Genomic DNA, 16217 nt, shown 5'->3' with positions numbered 1-16217 from the left:
ACGTCACTTCCTTAACGTGGCGTTCAACCTTTGTTCGAGCGAGGTGAGGATGTTTTGCGTTGCGGTATTCACCTCATCGTCATTAAGAGTGCGCGATGGATGCTGCCAGGTCAAGCCGACTGCAAGGCTTTTTCTATCAGGATCAATGCCTTTACCCTGATACACGTCAAATAGCCTGAGGTCTGTCAGCCATTCGCCTGCATTTTCACGGATTACGTCCAGTACAGCCGTGGCTGCAACGTCTTTGTGCGCAATCAGTGCAAGGTCACGACGCACTTCAGGAAAGCGCGATAACTCGTGGAATTTAGGCATTTTGCCCGACGCCACTTCCGCCAGAACCAGCTCGAAGACGAAGACTGGACGGTCGAGACCGAGGGTTTTCGACAATTCAGGGTGGATCGCGCCAATGAAGCCGACCAGACGACCGTCACGCTCGATGCGCGCGGTTTGACCTGGGTGCAGCGCCGGGTGCTTGCCCGGTACGAAAGTGAACGCATCCAGGGCACCGGCGAAGCCCAGCACCGCTTCCACGTCAGCCTTGACGTCGAAGAAGTCGACGGTATCGCGACCTTGCGCCCAGCCTTCCGGCAGACGACTACCGCAAACAACGCCTGCCAACATCGGCTCTTGCTTCAAACCTTCAAGCTGACCAACGAAACGCAGGCCGCTTTCGAACAGACGCACGCGATCCTGCTGACGGTTCAGGTTGTGCTGAAGCGCCTTGACCAGACCCGGCCACAGCGACGAACGCATGGCGGCCATGTCATTGGAGATCGGATTGGCCAGCAGCAAAGGCTCCACACCCGGATTAAACAGTTCGAACTGTTTCGGATCGATGAAGCTGTAGGTAATTGCTTCCTGATACCCACGGGCAACCAGCAGTCGGCGCAGCTCAGGCAGGTCGCTACGGGCTTCTGCCTTGGCTTGCGGCGCCAGACGCGCTTGCGGGTAACGGACTGGCAAACGGTTGTAGCCGTACAGGCGTGCCAGTTCTTCAATCAGGTCGACTTCCAGGCTGATATCGAAGCGATGGCTTGGCACTTCTACACGCCACTGCCCTGCCCCGTCGGCAGTAATGGTCAGGCCCAAGGCATTGAGCAGACGCTCCACTTCAGCCGAGTCCATTTCCATACCCAGCATCTGGGTAATGCGCTGGGCACGCAGGGTGATCGGAGCAATTTTCGGCAGGTGCTGTTCGCTGACGGTCTCGATGATCGGACCCGCTTCACCACCGGTGATATCGAGCAGCAAGCCGGTCGCGCGCTCCATGGCTTCGCGGGCCAGCTGCCAGTCAACGCCGCGCTCATAGCGATGGGATGCGTCAGTGTGCAGGCCATAGGAACGGGCCTTGCCTGCTACGGCGATCTGGTCGAAGAAAGCGCTTTCCAGGAACACATCGCGGGTGGTCGCGGAGACACCGCTGTGCTCGCCACCCATGACACCGGCGATTGCCAGTGCGCGGGAGTGGTCGGCAATCACCAGCGTATCGCTACGCAGGCTGACTTCCTGACCGTCGAGCAGTACCAGCTTCTCGCCCTCTTCGGCCATGCGCACACGGATGCCACCGTTGATTTCGGCGAGATCGAAAGCGTGCAGCGGCTGACCCAGTTCCAGCATCACGTAGTTGGTGATGTCGACGGCAGCGTCGATGCTGCGCACATCTGCACGACGCAGGCGCTCAACCATCCACAGCGGCGTAGGCCTGGACAGGTCGACATTACGAATCACACGACCGAGGTAGCGCGGGCACGCGGCGGGCGCCAGCACTTCTACCGAACGCACTTCGTCGTGGGCGGCAGGAATCGAGGCCACCACCGGACGGACCACAGGAGCGGCGTACAGTGCACCCACTTCACGGGCCAGACCGGCCAGGGACAGGCAGTCGCCACGGTTCGGGGTCAGATCGACCTCGATGCTGGCGTCTTCCAGGTCCAGATAAACGCGGAAATCCTCGCCCACCGGCGCATCGGCCGGCAGCTCCATCAAGCCGTCATTGCCTTCACCGACCTGCAGCTCGGATTGCGAGCACAGCATGCCGTTGGACTCAACGCCACGCAGCTTGGCCTTCTTGATCTTGAAGTCGCCCGGCAGCTCGGCGCCGATCATGGCGAAAGGAATCTTCAGGCCCGGGCGCACATTTGGCGCACCGCAAACAACCTGGAAGGTTTCCGAACCGTTGCTGACCTGGCACACACGCAGCTTGTCGGCGTCCGGGTGCTGCTCGGTGCTCAGCACCTCGCCAACGACCACGCCACTGAAAACACCGGCGGCCGGCGTAACGCTATCGACCTCAAGACCGGCCATCGACAGACGAGCAACCAGCTCGTCGCGACTTACCTGCGGGCTAACCCAGCCACGCAGCCATTGTTCACTGAATTTCATCCTGCTCTCCTAAGAATTCGTTACGACTAGCGAAATTGCGCGAGGAACCGCAAGTCGTTGTCGAAGAACAGACGCAAGTCGTTCACGCCGTAACGCAGCATGGCCAGACGCTCAACGCCCATGCCGAAGGCAAAGCCCGAGAACTCTTCCGGGTCGATCCCGGACATGCGCAGCACGTTCGGGTGAACCATGCCGCAGCCCATCACTTCCAGCCAGCCGGTCTGCTTGCAGACGCGGCAGCCTTTACCGCTGCACATCACGCATTCCATGTCGACTTCAGCCGATGGCTCGGTGAACGGGAAGTACGAAGGACGGAAACGTACCGCCAGTTCCTTTTCGAAGAACACCCGCAGGAACTCTTCGATGGTGCCTTTGAGGTCGGCGAAATTGATGTCACGATCGATCAGCAGGCCTTCGACCTGGTGGAACATCGGCGAGTGGGTGATATCGGAGTCGCTGCGGTATACACGGCCTGGGCAGACGATGCGGATCGGCGGCTGTTTCGACTCCATGGTGCGGACCTGTACCGGCGAGGTATGGGTGCGCAACAACATGTTCGCATTGAAATAGAAGGTGTCATGCATCGACCGGGCCGGGTGGTGGCCTGGGATGTTGAGCGCTTCGAAGTTGTGATAGTCGTCTTCGACCTCAGGGCCTTCGGCGATGCCGTAGCCAATACGGGTGAAGAACTGTTCGACGCGTTCCAGAGTGCGGGTAACCGGATGCAGACCACCGGAGGTCTGACCACGGCCAGGCAGGGTCACGTCAATGGACTCGGCAGAGAGTTTGGCAGCCAGATCGGCTTCTTCAAACAATGCCTTGCGCGCATTAAGGACCTCTGTGACACGCTCCTTGGCAACGTTGATCAGCGCACCGACCTGCGGACGCTCTTCTGCCGGCAAATTCCCCAGGGTCTTCATCACCTGAGTCAATTCACCCTTCTTGCCAAGGTAGTGAACCCGGATTTGCTCCAGGGCATTGATATCTTCAGCGCTTTGCACAGCCTCTAGAGCTTGAGAGACGAGCGCATCCAGGTTTTCCATGTACAGACTCCAGATACAAAATAGGGGAAGAGCTTGAAGGCTCTTCCCCTATTTATGACGTTTAACACCTGGCCCCACAGATGCGAGGCCGGGTGACTGTCGGGGGTACTTAAGCCAAGGTGGCTTTAGCTTTCTCGACAATCGCAGCAAACGCCGCTTTTTCGTTCACTGCCAGATCAGCCAGAACCTTACGGTCGATCTCGATGGACGCTTTTTTCAGGCCGGCGATGAAACGGCTGTAGGACAGACCGTTGATACGAGCACCAGCGTTGATACGAGCGATCCACAGAGCGCGGAACTGACGTTTTTTCTGACGACGGTCACGGTAGGCGTATTGGCCTGCCTTGATTACCGCTTGCTTGGCAACACGGAATACGCGGGAGCGTGCGCCGTAGTAGCCTTTAGCAAGTTTCAGAATTTTTTTGTGACGCTTACGGGCAATGACGCCACGCTTTACACGAGCCATGAGTTACTTCCTCTATTCTTGACTAAAATTAACGAAGGCGCAGCATGCGCTCGACTTTTGCCACGTCAGACGGATGCAGCAAGCTGCTACCGCGCAGTTGACGCTTACGCTTGGTCGACATTTTGGTCAGGATGTGGCTCTTGAAAGCGTGCTTGTGCTTGATACCGTTAGCAGTTTTCAGAAACCGCTTAGCAGCACCACTTTTGGTCTTCATTTTTGGCATGTTCGGATACTCCGCATTCAGTTGATAAACATAATCAGAAGGCCTGCCGTGCCCTGTTGATTACTTCTTCTTTTTCGGGGCGATGACCATGATCAGCTGGCGTCCTTCCATCTTAGGATGCTGTTCGACCGAACCGTACTCGAGCAAGTCACCTTCAACTCGCTTGAGGAGTTCCATCCCCAGCTCCTGGTGGGCCATCTCACGGCCGCGGAATCGCAAGGATACCTTGGCCCTGTCCCCATCACTCAGGAAACGTACCAGGTTGCGCAGTTTTACCTGGTAATCCCCTTCCTCCGTCCCTGGACGAAACTTGATTTCTTTAACCTGAATCTGCTTCTGGTTTTTCTTGGCCGCAGCAATCTGCTTCTTCTTTTCGAAGATCGACTTGCCGTAGTCCATCAGTTTGCAAACAGGGGGTACTGCATCGGCGGAAATTTCCACCAGATCCAGCTTGGCCTCTTCAGCCTTAAGAAGCGCGTCTTCAATTGACACAATCCCAAGCTGTTCACCTTCAGCCCCAATTAACCGAACCTCGCGTGCCGAGATATTCTCGTTGATCGGGGCTTTCGGTGCAGCTCGTTTATCTTGTCTCATTTCACGCTTAATAATAATTACTCCGAATCTGGGCGACCACGCCGGGAAACCGCTTGCGCGAGAAACTCAGCGAACTGGGCGACGGGCATCGAGCCCAGGTCAGCACCTTCACGAGTACGCACAGCGACAGTCTGCATCTCGACTTCCCGATCTCCGATAACCAAGAGATAAGGAACCTTGAGCAAAGTATGCTCGCGGATTTTAAAGCCGATCTTTTCATTTCTCAAGTCAGACTTGGCACGAAATCCGCTTTCGTTGAGGGTTTTTTCAACTTCAGCGGCAAAATCGGCCTGTTTATCAGTGATATTCATCACCACTGCCTGGGTCGGCGCCAGCCACGCAGGGAATGCACCCTCGTAGTGTTCGATCAGGATTCCGACGAAGCGTTCGAAGGACCCCAGGATCGCCCGGTGCAACATGACCGGGTGCTTGCGGCTGTTGTCTTCGGAGACGTATTCGGCTCCCAGACGGACAGGCAGGTTAAAATCGAGCTGCAGGGTACCACATTGCCAGACGCGACCGAGGCAATCTTTCAGCGAGAACTCGATCTTCGGACCGTAGAACGCACCCTCGCCCGGCTGCAGATCGTACGGCAGGCCCGCGCTATCAAGGGCTGCGGCCAGTGCAGCTTCGGCGCGATCCCAAAGTTCGTCGGAACCGACGCGTTTTTCCGGACGAGTGGACAGCTTCATTTCGACATCTTTAAAGCCGAAATCGGCGTAGACGTCCATGGTCAGCTTGATAAACGCAGCGGACTCGGCCTGCATCTGCTCTTCGGTGCAGAAGATGTGGGCGTCGTCCTGAGTGAACGCGCGCACGCGCATGATGCCGTGCAAGGCACCCGACGGCTCGTTGCGATGGCATGCACCAAATTCGGCCAGGCGCATCGGCAACTCGCGGTAGCTCTTCAGGCCCTGGTTGAACACCTGCACGTGGCAAGGGCAGTTCATTGGCTTGATCGCGTAGTCGCGGTTTTCCGACTGGGTGGTGAACATGTTGTCGGCGTAGTTGGCCCAGTGCCCGGATTTCTCCCACAGGCTGCGGTCAACGACTTGCGGCGTCTTGATTTCGAGGTAGCCGTTATCGCGCTGAACCTTGCGCATGTACTGCTCTAGCACCTGGTACAAAGTCCAGCCGTTCGGGTGCCAGAACACCATGCCCGGAGACTCTTCCTGGGTGTGGAACAGGCCCAGGCGCTTGCCGATCTTGCGGTGATCGCGCTTTTCGGCTTCTTCAATGCGCTGGATGTAAGCCGCCAGTTGCTTCTTGTCCGCCCATGCGGTGCCGTAGACGCGCTGCAATTGCTCGTTCTTGGCATCGCCGCGCCAGTAGGCGCCGGACAGCTTGGTCAGCTTGAAGGATTTAAGGAAGCGGGTGTTCGGCACGTGCGGACCGCGGCACATGTCGACGTATTCTTCGTGATAGTACAGGCCCATGGCCTGCTCGTTCGGCATGTCTTCGACCAGGCGCAACTTGTAGTCTTCGCCACGGGCCTTGAACACTTCGATCACTTCGGCGCGCGGAGTGACTTTCTTGATCACGTCGTAATCTTTCTCGATCAGCTGCTGCATGCGCTGTTCGATGGCCGCCAGGTCGTCCGGAGTGAAAGGACGCTCGAAGGCGATGTCGTAATAGAAACCTTCATCGATGACCGGACCGATGACCATCCTGGCGCTCGGGTACAACTGCTTGACCGCGTGGCCAACCAGGTGGGCGCAAGAGTGGCGAATGATCTCCAGCCCCTCTTCATCCTTTGGCGTGATGATTTGCAGCGACGCATCGCTGTCGATGATGTCGCTGGCGTCGACCAGCTTGCCATCGACCTTGCCGGCAACGGTGGCCTTGGCCAGGCCTGCACCAATGGATGCGGCGACCTCGGCTACGGAAACCGGGTGATCGAATGAACGTTGACTGCCGTCGGGAAGAGTAATAGTTGGCATGGCGCCTCCTCTCCTAGTGGTGACCCCTACCAAAGGTCACGTGGGTTGGGATGAGCCAGTACAAGATCCGGTCCAGGCCATTCAATGACGAACGCCTGCCTTACAGCGGCAGGAGCCTTGCGGCCAACCGGAAAACCGAACCAGAGTGACTGGGATTCAAATCAGGGTTAATCGTGCATCTGCCGCTACCGGGACTGAAGGTCCGCCGGAGCCTGCAAACGCCCGAGCGAGGCATGCTAGCACAGATGAACGGTCGTCGATGCACACAGACTTTGTACGGGGGCAAATCGGGCATTTTTATGCCAGAGTGCTGAACTTGAACACCGCTTCGCCCCTCAGATAACACGTCATTGACCCACAAGGAGCATCCCAGCATGCGTCTGAACCGTTTGTTCGCCGTAGTTGCCCCCATCGTTCTGCTGCTGCCATTGGCCGCCCACGCCGATTGGCCAAAGGGTGAGCGCGAGAAATACATGGCGCAATGCGTCCCTGCAGCGGCACAAAAGATCGGTGATGCGAAGGCAAAAGCCGTCTGTGGTTGCGGCGCCGACCAGCTCAAATCCTATCCTGCCAAAGACCTTCAGGCATTGATGGACGGCAAGGCAAGTCAAGAACTGGCAAATCAGGCGATGCAGAAAATCGCCACTTGCAGGGTCGATACCGGGGCGAAGAAATAAGCGTCTGGCATTGATTTTTTCACCTGCACTGACCGAAAAAACAGACCGAATGTCACTTTGACTGAGATTTTTTGAAGGTTTTACAGCTTTTTTTCGTCTTTTCTTTCGGCTGAAAGCCTTTTAAAACGGGGCCTCCAGCGATAGGAAGCACCAAAGACCGCTCGACAGCAAGGCAAACAGCTCGCCCGGGGGGCTCCCAAAGCGAACATTTCGACTATGATACCCGGGTGTGCCCAGTTGGCCTGAGCAGCACAGTACTACTGAAAATATATGTTTCTTGGAGATACACCATGTCTAATCGCCAAACCGGCACCGTTAAATGGTTCAACGATGAAAAAGGCTTCGGCTTCATCACTCCTCAAGGTGGCGGTGACGACCTGTTCGTACACTTCAAAGCTATCGAAAGCGACGGTTTCAAAAGCCTGAAAGAAGGCCAGACTGTTTCCTTCGTGGCTGAGAAAGGCCAAAAGGGTATGCAAGCTGCTCAAGTTCGCCCAGAGTAATTTCCAGGCGCACTAAAAAAACCCCGTCCATGTGACGGGGTTTTTTATGGCTGAAACAAAAGCCGAACGATCAGCCGCAGTTGACGCGCGTCACTACCCGGCTGGCATCGGTGTTCAGGTTCAGGCGATCGGAGCGGTACTCCAGCGTCACCATATCGGTTGGCAGCAGGAACCGTGCACTTTGCGCCCCTGCGCGGGTACGCGCCTGCTCAAGCAGCTGCGGCGATGCCTGTTTACCGATAGTGAACTCGGCAGCCTTTGCCTCACAGCGACTGTGACCCGTGTCAGTTGTCGCAACATCCGTTGTTGCCGACTCCGTAGAGGGAGTGCTGCAACCGGCCAGTGTGGCAACGGCCAACAAAGTACCCAATGACGCGAGCTTCCAAGGCATGAAGCCTCCTTATTCAATGATTAAGCTGAGATCGTGCGACAACCAGACTGGCGTTTGGTTTCACAGGGAGCACCCTGCCCATGATCCGGACGAGCCGCGATTCTGCCTGAGCGTCGCCCTGCCCTTAACCACTGAATCGTGACTGAATATGAACGACGCTCAATAGACGTCGATGTAGTCGTAAGGAGGATTGGGCCAGTTCTCTTTCAAGGCATTGAAGATTTGCATGACCCAGACTTCATCGCTGGCCGCGACCCGCCCGACATAACCTGAGCCCTTGGCCCAGGTTTCGAGCCGGAACGACAAGCCGTCGATATCGGTACCGCCCACGACACCCGAGGAGATGTAGGCGATGCCTCCCTTGGTGACCCGCAACTGGGTGTGCTCATCGTCACTGGCGCCGGCCAGCAACTGACGCACCGCCTCGAGGGTCAGGCCATCCGGGGAGTTCAAATCGATCTGCACAACGTGCTCCTTGAATATTCGACAAAGGCCAAGTGTCGCATAGCCCTCCTTTCATACCTAAGTCGGCGTGTCAAAAGCCCCGCAAAATGGTTAACTCGGCACTCAGACTTCCCCGACTTCACGAGCGCCATCATGACCACCGTAAGCATCGACGCTGACATCAAGGCCAAGTGGCAAGACGGCCACAGCTCCTACAGCCCAAGCAGCACGGAAGAGCTCGCCATTATCGGTATCGACCTTCTGGTCAGGGACCTTGGAACCGAAGCCGCCCAATCGTTCATCGAGCAGATTTTCGAGAAACACCTGTCGGACCAAAAGACCTGAGCAGTTAGCGCGAGGGAGTGAAACCCGCAGGCAAGCGCCTGCGGCAGATGATGCTTACTTCAGGCGGGCCAGGCGCTCGGTCAGCAGATCGAAGAAGCCCTGGGCATCGCCGCTTTCTACCCAGAAGGCATTCTTTGGCGCTTTCAAGCCGTCATACCAGTCGACGATGGTTTGTCCAAAGGTCGGTCCTTCGCGGCTGTCGATCACCACGTTGACCGAACGACCGCTGAACAATTGCGGCTTGAGCAGGTAAGCGACAACCGTGGCGTCATGCACCGGGCCGCCCGGAAGGCCATAGTGCTCCATGTCGCCCTTGATGTACTCATTGAGAATACTGCCCACCAGACGACTGGCGTTGTTGTTCAGCGCGGCAATCTGATTCAGGCGCGCTTCGCTGGTAAGGATCTTGTGGGTCACATCCAGCGGCAGGTAGGTCAGCTTCACACCACTGTTGAGCACCACTTCGGCCGCTTGCGGATCGGCGAACAGGTTGAACTCGGCCACCGGCGTGATGTTGCCGCCGTTGAAGTGCGCGCCGCCCATGACCACCACTTCCTTGATGCCCTGAACGATACCCGGCTCCTGGATCAACGCCAGGGCCAGGTTGGTCTGCGGGCCAAGCATGGCGATGGTAATGCTGTGAGGCTCGGCAGATTTAAGGGTATCGATCAGATAAGGGATGGCACTGCCCTTGGCCAGGCCTTTGCCGGGCTCATACACGGCAATGCCCGACAACCCTTCCTGGCCATGAATATCCTCGGCATAGATGGGTGTGCGCACCAGGGGTTTCGGCGCCCCCGCATAGACCGGAACCTCTTCGCGCCCCGCCCACTCGCGGGCCAGTCGAGCATTGCGCGAGGTCTTGTCCAGGCGAACGTTGCCGGCAACGGTGGTCAATGCCCGGACATTCAGCTCTTGCGGCGATGCCAGGGCGAACAACAGGGCAACGACGTCGTCAGCCCCCGGATCGGTGTCGATGATCAGGTCGATCTTTGGGGCCGCGTGGGCGTTGGTTGCGGTCTTCAAGGTCAAAAGCAGCAGGCTCCGGAGCAGTGGGTGCAGTTTCTGAGCATAGCGATACGGGGCGCACGCCTTGTGCCAGGGACATCAAAACGCGGACAGCCCGTCAAAACGTAACCCCGGCGACCAGCACAATGTTGCAGTACGGCTGGCATTCGCCTGTACGAACAATCGCCCTGGCTTGTCGGCTCAGGACCTTGAATTGTTCATGAGTGAGCAACTCGCGCCGCCCCAACGCACCTTCGCCGTCCAGCTCTTGCAGCGCGACCAGGGCCGACGGCTTTTTATCCAGGATTTCCTCAGCCAGCACATGGCTTTCGACCTGCATCTCACTGAGCACCACCTTCAAGGTGCTGACAAAATCCGGAATGCCATGGGTCAGGGCCAGGTCGATCAATTCAACGCCCGGTGGAACCGGCAGCCCGGCATCACCGATGACGACCAGGTCGCCATGCCCCAATGAAGCGATCAGCCGCGATAGCGCAATGTTGAGCAGAGGTGTCTTTTTCATGGGGTTTTAAACGCCTGTACATCGCTCAAGACGGGAATCGAAGGTTGCGCGCCAGCACGGGTGACCGACAGCGCCGCGGCCACCTGTCCGAAGCGGATCGCCTGCGCCTCATCTTGACCCGCGGCCAGTGCCGCAGCGAAACCGCCGACAAACGTGTCGCCGGCCGCCGTGGTATCGACAGCCTTTACTACGGGCGCGGGGAAATGTTCGAAGCGATGGCCATCGGCAAACAGCGAACCTTGCGCACCGAGGGTGATGATCACTTTGCCGGCGCCCAGGGCAATCAGGCGGGTCGCCGCGGCTTGCGCAGTTTCGAGGGAGTCCACCGACACACCGCTCAGTGCCGACGCTTCGCTTTCGTTTGGAATCAGGTAATCGATGGACGCGTACCAGTCCGACGGCAGCGGGCGGCTGACCGGTGCCGGGTTGAGGATGACTGTCTTGCCCAGTTCGCGACCGCGCTTGAGCGCATGGCCAACGGAAGCATCGGGCACTTCCAGCTGACAGATGAGCACGTCCGCCGCCTGTATCACCGAATCAAAACGGTCGATGGCTTCAGAGGTCAATGCCCCGTTGGCGCCGGGGACGATCACGATGGTGTTCTGACTGCTGTCGTCGACCACTATCAACGCCACCCCACTGGAACCATCAACGATGCTCACCGCCTGGCAATCGATCTGCTCGGCCAACAGCGCCCCGCGCAGCACCTCACCATAAGCGTCATTGCCCACGCAGCCGATCATCGACACCTGGCCCCCCAGCCGCGCCGCAGCCACGGCCTGATTGGCGCCCTTGCCGCCGGAGACGGTGGTAAACGACTGCCCAATCAGCGTTTCACCGCCCTTGGGCAAGCGTGGCGCCCGGGTCACCAGGTCCATGTTCAAACTGCCTATCACCACTACTTTTGCTGGCATACATTGCTACTCATCGATTCTGTTTCGGCGGCGCTGTGGGTTCAGCGGCTTTCTGTTTTCAATGGCTTTTTGTTTCAACGACTTTCTGTTTTCAACGGCACTGGGCAAACACGCCAGCCAGCGGCGCCGTCGATTCACGTATGACGATACTCGGCGTCACGATCCGCTGATCGGTCGCCAGGCCCGGCGTGGCGATCCGCCGTAAAAGCACTTCGGCAGCCATTTCGCCGAGCTGCAGGATCGATTGCCCGACCGTGGTCAACGACGGGTAGACATAGCGACTCATCTGGATATCGTCGAAGCCGATCACCGACAACTCGCTCGGCACGCGAATATTGCGCTCGGCGGCGGCCCGCAGCACGCCGATGCCGATCATGTCGTTGGCGGCAAAAATGGCGCTAGGCGGATTGCTTTCCAGCAGAATCGCGGCGGCGCTGTAGCCGCCGGTGCTGGTGAAATCGCTTTCCAGCATGCGCCCGGACGAGACTTCGATGCCCGCCTCCTTCAAGGCCCGGCGATAACCCGCCAGTCGCATCTGCGCCACGCTGGTGTTTTCCGGCCCGCTGATGGTGGCGATATCCCGGTGCCCCAACTCCAGCAGATGTCGGGTCGCCAGATAGGCGCCGTATTCATGATCGATACGCACCAGGTCCGCATCGACACCGTCCAGTCCGCGGTCGACGATCACCATGGGCGTGCGGACGCCTTTCAGGCCTTGTACCAGGCCACTGTCGCCACCGGCTGAGGCGACAATCAGGCCGTCGATGCGTTTTTCCAGCAGCACGCGCAGGTAGCTGCGCTGCTTGTCCGGATTGTCGTCGGAGTTGCACAGGATGACGCAGTAACCGTTTCGCTCGCAGTAATCCTCGATACCCCGGGCCAGTTCGGCGAAATACGGGTTCAGGCTGTTGGGCACCAACAGGCCGATGGTCGCCGTGGTCTTGGCCTTGAGCGAACGGGCCACGGCGCTGGGGACGTAGTCGAGGGTCTGGATTGCCGCCTCGACCTTGATCCGGACTTCTTCACTGACCGGGCGGGTCCTGTTCACCACATGGGAAACCGTGGTGTAGGAAATGCCGGCAAGGGCTGCCACATCTTTGATAGTCGCCATGACTCAGGTCCGCCGGCTTGCGCGTTGACTGCGATAAGTATCCAGCACCACCGCCACCACGATCACCGCACCGGTAATGATGCGCTTGGTCGGCTCGGTTGCCCCGATCTGCGCCAGCCCCGCGGCCAGCACGGAAATGATCAGGACGCCAAAAAACGTGCTGATCACCGAACCGCGCCCGCCCATCAGGCTGGTCCCGCCGATCACGACGGCCGCGATCACCTGCAACTCAAGACCGGAGCCGGCATTCGGGTCGGCGGCTTCCAGGCGAGAAATCTGGAACAACGCGGCAATACCGGCCAGCAACCCCATCAGGCTGAAGACCAGGATCTTGTATGGCTTGGGGTTGATCCCCGCCAGCCGTACGGCCTCTTCGTTGGTACCGATCCCGATCAGGTAACGACCGAACACCGTGCGGGTCAATACGGCCTGGGCGACGAAAATGATCAGCAACGCAATGATGAACGACGGCGAAATGCCGAAGGCGATCGGATTGGACAACCAGGCGAACGCATCGCCGATGTAGGCCGTACGCGAACCGGTCATCTGGTACGCCACCCCGCGAGCCATTTCCAGCACGCCCAGGGACACGATGAACGACGGAATCCGCCACGCCACCGTGATCGAGCCGGTGACGGTACCGGCGAGCGCCGCGACGGCCATGCCCAGCAGCGCCGCCGGCAGTACGCCCCAGCCCCAGCCGAGAATCGCCACGCTCACGGTCGAGGCCGCCAGCGCCAGCACCGAGCCTACCGACAGGTCGATGCCACCGATGATCAACACAAAGGTCATGCCGACCGCCAGCACCATCAGGTCCGGAATCTGGTTGGCCAGGGTGCTGAAAGTATCGTAGGACAGAAAATGACTGCTCAGCACCGAGAACAGCACGATCATCGCCAACAAGGCACCCGCCAGGCCCAGATAGGTGCCCAGGCCGTAGAAGTTGCCACTGCGTTTGCCGGCGGAAGAAACGGTATTCATGGAAGATCCCTAGGCGCGGCTTCAACGAGCTGCGCATCACGTTTTTGGTAGCCGGCGAAAGCAGCGGCGAGCAATTCATCCTGGGTCCAGCTGTCGCGATCGAAGGTATCGATCAGGCGCCCGGCCGACAGCACGCCGATCCGGTCGCAGATCAGCATCAGCTCGCGCAAGTCGCTGGAGACCACCACCAGCGCCTTGCCTTGGCGAGTCAACTCGCCGAGCAGGTTATAGATATCGAACTTGGCGCCGACGTCGATGCCGCGGGTCGGCTCGTCGAACAGCAGCACCGAGCAATCGCGCTCCAGCCAACGGCCGATGACGACCTTCTGCTGATTGCCGCCGGACAACTCGGACACCAACTGTGCCGGACCGGAACTGCGAATGCGCATGGCGTCGATCTGACGCTGGGCCAGGGCGTTCTCGCCATCGTTGTCGACAACGCCCGCGCAGGAGATGCCGGGCATGTTGCCCAAGGCGATATTGGCGCCGATCGATTGCGTCAACAAAAGGCCTTCGCCCTTGCGATCTTCGGTGATCAACGCGATGCCATGCCCGACCGCATCCACTGGCGAACGCACATTGATGACCTGCGCCGGCGCCCCCAGGGCAACCGTGCCGCTGTCGGCGATATCGGCACCGAAGATCAGGCGCAGCAACTCGGTGCGCCCTGCGCCAATCAAACCGGATATCCCGAAAATCTCTCCGGCACGGACTTCGAACGACACGTCGCGAACCTTGTCGGCACGGCTCAGGCCCTTGACCGTCAACATCGGAGCGCCGATCTTGCGCGCCCCCATATCGATGTGTTCGCCGAGCTCGCGACCAACCATCAGCGTGACCAGTTGCTCGCTGTTGTAGTTGGCCATCGGCTCGACACAGACCAGGTTGCCGTCGCGCAGCACGGCAATGCGCTGCGCGACCCGCGCCAGCTCTTCAAGGCGATGGGAGATATAGATGATCGATACGCCGCGCGCCTGCAGGCGGGTTATCTGCTCGAACAGCATTTCGACTTCGCGGGCAGTGAGCATTGCCGTCGGCTCATCGAGAATCAGCACATGACAATCGCCAATCAGGTTGCGGGCGATCTCGACCATTTGCTGATGGCCGATGCCCAGTTCGTCGACCAGGGTGTCCGGGTCAATGGCGTCGAGCCCGACATGAGCCATGGCCTCGATGGCCGCCTTGCGCAACTGCTTGCGACTGATCCAGCCGCCTTTGCTGGGCAGGTTGTCGAGAAACAGGTTTTCCGCCACCGACAAGGTCGGCAGCAGATTGAGCTCCTGCATGACCATGCGGATACCCAGCGCTTCAGCCTGAGCCCGGCTACCCGGACGATAGTCCTGCCCCTGAAACCGCATCTGGCCGGTGGTCGGCGTGACCAGCCCGCCAATAATCTTCGAAAGCGTGCTTTTGCCTGCACCGTTCTCGCCGGTCAACGCCAGCACTTCCCCGCGCATGAGCGTCAGGTCGATGCCGGTAAGAACCGGCTGGGCGTAGGTCTTGCCGATACCGCTGACCGAGAGGACAGCGTCCGGAGCGCAAACTGACATAAAAACTCTCCATGCGCCCGTCCGGCTGGACGAGCGCCGTTGCGTTGCCAGAAGGTTACTTGGTGACCAGCTCTACCGGCGTTTCGATCACGCCATTGGCGCCGCCTTCGACCTTCTCGCCCTTGAGAATCTTCAATGCAGTCTCGATGCCGAACACCGCCTGTCTGGCCGCGAACTGGTCCGCGGTGGCCAGCACGCGACCGTCCTTGAGCATTGGCTGGATGGCATTGATGTTGTCGTAGCCGACCACTTGCACCTTGCCGGCCTTGCCCGCGGCGCGCACCGCGGATACCGCGCCGACCGCCATGCTGTCGTTGCCGGCCAACAGGGCCTTGGTTTGCGGGTATTCGCTGAGAATCGACGCGGCGACCTTGTTGCCCTTGTCGATTTCCCAGTCACCGGATTGCAGGGACACGACCTTGATCTGCGCCGCCTCCATCGCATCTTTGAAACCCGCGGTCCGCTGCTGGGCATTGGTGGTCGTGGACACACCTTCGATGATGCCGACTTCGTCACCGGCCTTGAGCTGTTTGGCCAGGTAATCCCCCACCAGCCGTGCGCCCTTGCGGTTGTCCGGGCCTACGAACGGAACATTGATGTTTTTGCTTTTGACGACGGCGGGGTCCAGTTGGTTGTCGATGTTGATCACGGTGATACCGGCATCGATGGCTTTCTTGATCACCGGGACCATGGCCTTGGAGTCTGCCGGTGCAATCACCAGTGCATTGACCCTGGCCAGGATCATCTGCTCGACGATGCGCGTCTGGCCTGCGGTGTCGGTTTCATCCTTGATGCCGTTGGAGATGAGCTCGAATTCGCCGGAGTGATCTTTCTGGTACGCCTTGGCGCCATCTTCCATTGTCAGGAAGAATTCGTTGGCCAGGGATTTCATGACCAGTGCGACTTTCGGCTTTTCAGCGGTTTCAGCAAAAGCCGAAGAGACAGGCAATGCAGCGGATGCGGCAGCCAGCATAGCGACAGCGAGAAGACGTCCAGCGAATGGCAGCTTCATGGGTTCACTCCGATCTTATGATTATTGTGAGCAACGCTTGCGCTGGCGTAAGCTTCACGGCCCACCGCGATGAAAAGCCATCATTGGAGCCGCGCAAACGTTTGCGTGAA

General features: G+C 58.9%; 18 protein-coding genes. 3 read left to right on the top strand and 15 right to left on the bottom strand.

The annotated features are described in order from the left end of the window. Positions 1–3: 3 nt before the first annotated feature. The 6 genes from pheT to thrS form a co-directional block, all read right to left on the bottom strand. On the bottom strand, positions 4–2382 hold the full coding sequence (pheT, locus tag AB4O40_RS27795) for a phenylalanine--tRNA ligase subunit beta (protein WP_056722253.1): 2379 nt from the start codon (positions 2380–2382) through the stop codon (positions 4–6). A gap of 26 nt (positions 2383–2408) precedes the next feature. Then, positions 2409–3425, bottom strand: a complete 1017-nt coding sequence (gene pheS, locus AB4O40_RS27790; RefSeq protein WP_007975711.1) for a phenylalanine--tRNA ligase subunit alpha — start codon at positions 3423–3425, stop codon at positions 2409–2411. 109 nt (positions 3426–3534) lie between these two features. Beyond that, on the bottom strand, positions 3535–3891 hold the full coding sequence (gene rplT, locus AB4O40_RS27785) for a 50S ribosomal protein L20 (RefSeq protein WP_007905879.1): 357 nt from the start codon (positions 3889–3891) through the stop codon (positions 3535–3537). Between the two features lie 28 nt (positions 3892–3919). Continuing rightward, on the bottom strand, positions 3920–4114 hold the full coding sequence (rpmI, locus tag AB4O40_RS27780) for a 50S ribosomal protein L35 (RefSeq protein ID WP_002553160.1): 195 nt from the start codon (positions 4112–4114) through the stop codon (positions 3920–3922). 60 nt (positions 4115–4174) lie between these two features. Then, positions 4175–4726 carry a translation initiation factor IF-3 gene (infC, locus tag AB4O40_RS27775; RefSeq protein ID WP_172435341.1) on the bottom strand — a complete coding sequence of 184 codons (552 nt, stop codon included), beginning with the start codon at positions 4724–4726 and terminating at the stop codon, positions 4175–4177. Continuing rightward, positions 4726–6648, bottom strand: a complete 1923-nt coding sequence (thrS, locus tag AB4O40_RS27770) for a threonine--tRNA ligase (protein WP_056722251.1) — start codon at positions 6646–6648, stop codon at positions 4726–4728. Before thrS ends, infC begins: the two co-directional genes overlap by 1 nt. 374 nt (positions 6649–7022) lie before the next feature. Here thrS and AB4O40_RS27765 point away from each other — a divergent pair, with 374 nt between their 5' ends. Continuing rightward, a complete protein-coding gene (locus AB4O40_RS27765) occupies positions 7023–7325 on the top strand; it encodes a hypothetical protein (RefSeq protein ID WP_056722250.1) in 303 nt (100 codons plus the stop codon). A gap of 290 nt (positions 7326–7615) precedes the next feature. Then, positions 7616–7828 carry a cold-shock protein gene (locus AB4O40_RS27760; RefSeq protein ID WP_003179963.1) on the top strand — a complete coding sequence of 71 codons (213 nt, stop codon included), beginning with the start codon at positions 7616–7618 and terminating at the stop codon, positions 7826–7828. Positions 7829–7898: 70 nt separating this feature from the next. Here the strand turns inward: AB4O40_RS27760 and AB4O40_RS27755 are convergent, their stop codons facing one another. Both AB4O40_RS27755 and AB4O40_RS27750 read right to left on the bottom strand, forming a co-directional pair. Beyond that, entirely contained in the window at positions 7899–8219 is a 321-nt protein-coding gene (locus tag AB4O40_RS27755; RefSeq protein ID WP_008047240.1) for an I78 family peptidase inhibitor, read from the bottom strand. 159 nt (positions 8220–8378) lie between these two features. Further along, complete coding sequence (locus AB4O40_RS27750; protein ID WP_223541001.1) at positions 8379–8684, bottom strand: hypothetical protein; 306 nt, start codon at positions 8682–8684, stop codon at positions 8379–8381. A gap of 132 nt (positions 8685–8816) precedes the next feature. Between AB4O40_RS27750 and AB4O40_RS27745 the strand changes: the two genes are divergently transcribed. After that, complete coding sequence (locus AB4O40_RS27745) at positions 8817–9008, top strand: hypothetical protein (RefSeq protein ID WP_046041585.1); 192 nt, start codon at positions 8817–8819, stop codon at positions 9006–9008. Positions 9009–9062: 54 nt separating this feature from the next. Here the strand turns inward: AB4O40_RS27745 and AB4O40_RS27740 are convergent, their stop codons facing one another. The 7 genes from AB4O40_RS27740 to AB4O40_RS27710 form a co-directional block, all read right to left on the bottom strand. Continuing rightward, a complete protein-coding gene (locus tag AB4O40_RS27740; RefSeq protein ID WP_223541000.1) occupies positions 9063–10040 on the bottom strand; it encodes a nucleoside hydrolase in 978 nt (325 codons plus the stop codon). 94 nt (positions 10041–10134) lie between these two features. Continuing rightward, on the bottom strand, positions 10135–10539 hold the full coding sequence (rbsD, locus tag AB4O40_RS27735; RefSeq protein ID WP_056722246.1) for a D-ribose pyranase: 405 nt from the start codon (positions 10537–10539) through the stop codon (positions 10135–10137). Then, positions 10536–11453, bottom strand: a complete 918-nt coding sequence (gene rbsK, locus AB4O40_RS27730; protein ID WP_056722245.1) for a ribokinase — start codon at positions 11451–11453, stop codon at positions 10536–10538. Before rbsK ends, rbsD begins: the two co-directional genes overlap by 4 nt. A gap of 91 nt (positions 11454–11544) precedes the next feature. Next, positions 11545–12564: a LacI family DNA-binding transcriptional regulator gene (locus AB4O40_RS27725; RefSeq protein WP_409079131.1), complete on the bottom strand. Its 1020-nt coding sequence runs from the start codon at positions 12562–12564 to the stop codon at positions 11545–11547. Between the two features lie 3 nt (positions 12565–12567). Continuing rightward, positions 12568–13545 carry an ABC transporter permease gene (locus tag AB4O40_RS27720; RefSeq protein ID WP_056722241.1) on the bottom strand — a complete coding sequence of 326 codons (978 nt, stop codon included), beginning with the start codon at positions 13543–13545 and terminating at the stop codon, positions 12568–12570. Further along, entirely contained in the window at positions 13542–15095 is a 1554-nt protein-coding gene (locus AB4O40_RS27715; protein ID WP_460057027.1) for a sugar ABC transporter ATP-binding protein, read from the bottom strand. Before AB4O40_RS27715 ends, AB4O40_RS27720 begins: the two co-directional genes overlap by 4 nt. Before the next feature lie 55 nt (positions 15096–15150). Further along, positions 15151–16107, bottom strand: coding sequence for a sugar ABC transporter substrate-binding protein (locus tag AB4O40_RS27710; RefSeq protein ID WP_056722237.1), 957 nt, complete (start codon positions 16105–16107; stop codon positions 15151–15153). Between the last annotated feature and the right edge of the window lie 110 nt (positions 16108–16217).

The organism is Pseudomonas sp. S2_F07 (assembly GCF_054668325.1).
Note: the sequence above shows the minus strand (reverse complement) of the source record. Positions and strands in the feature narration are given on the sequence as shown.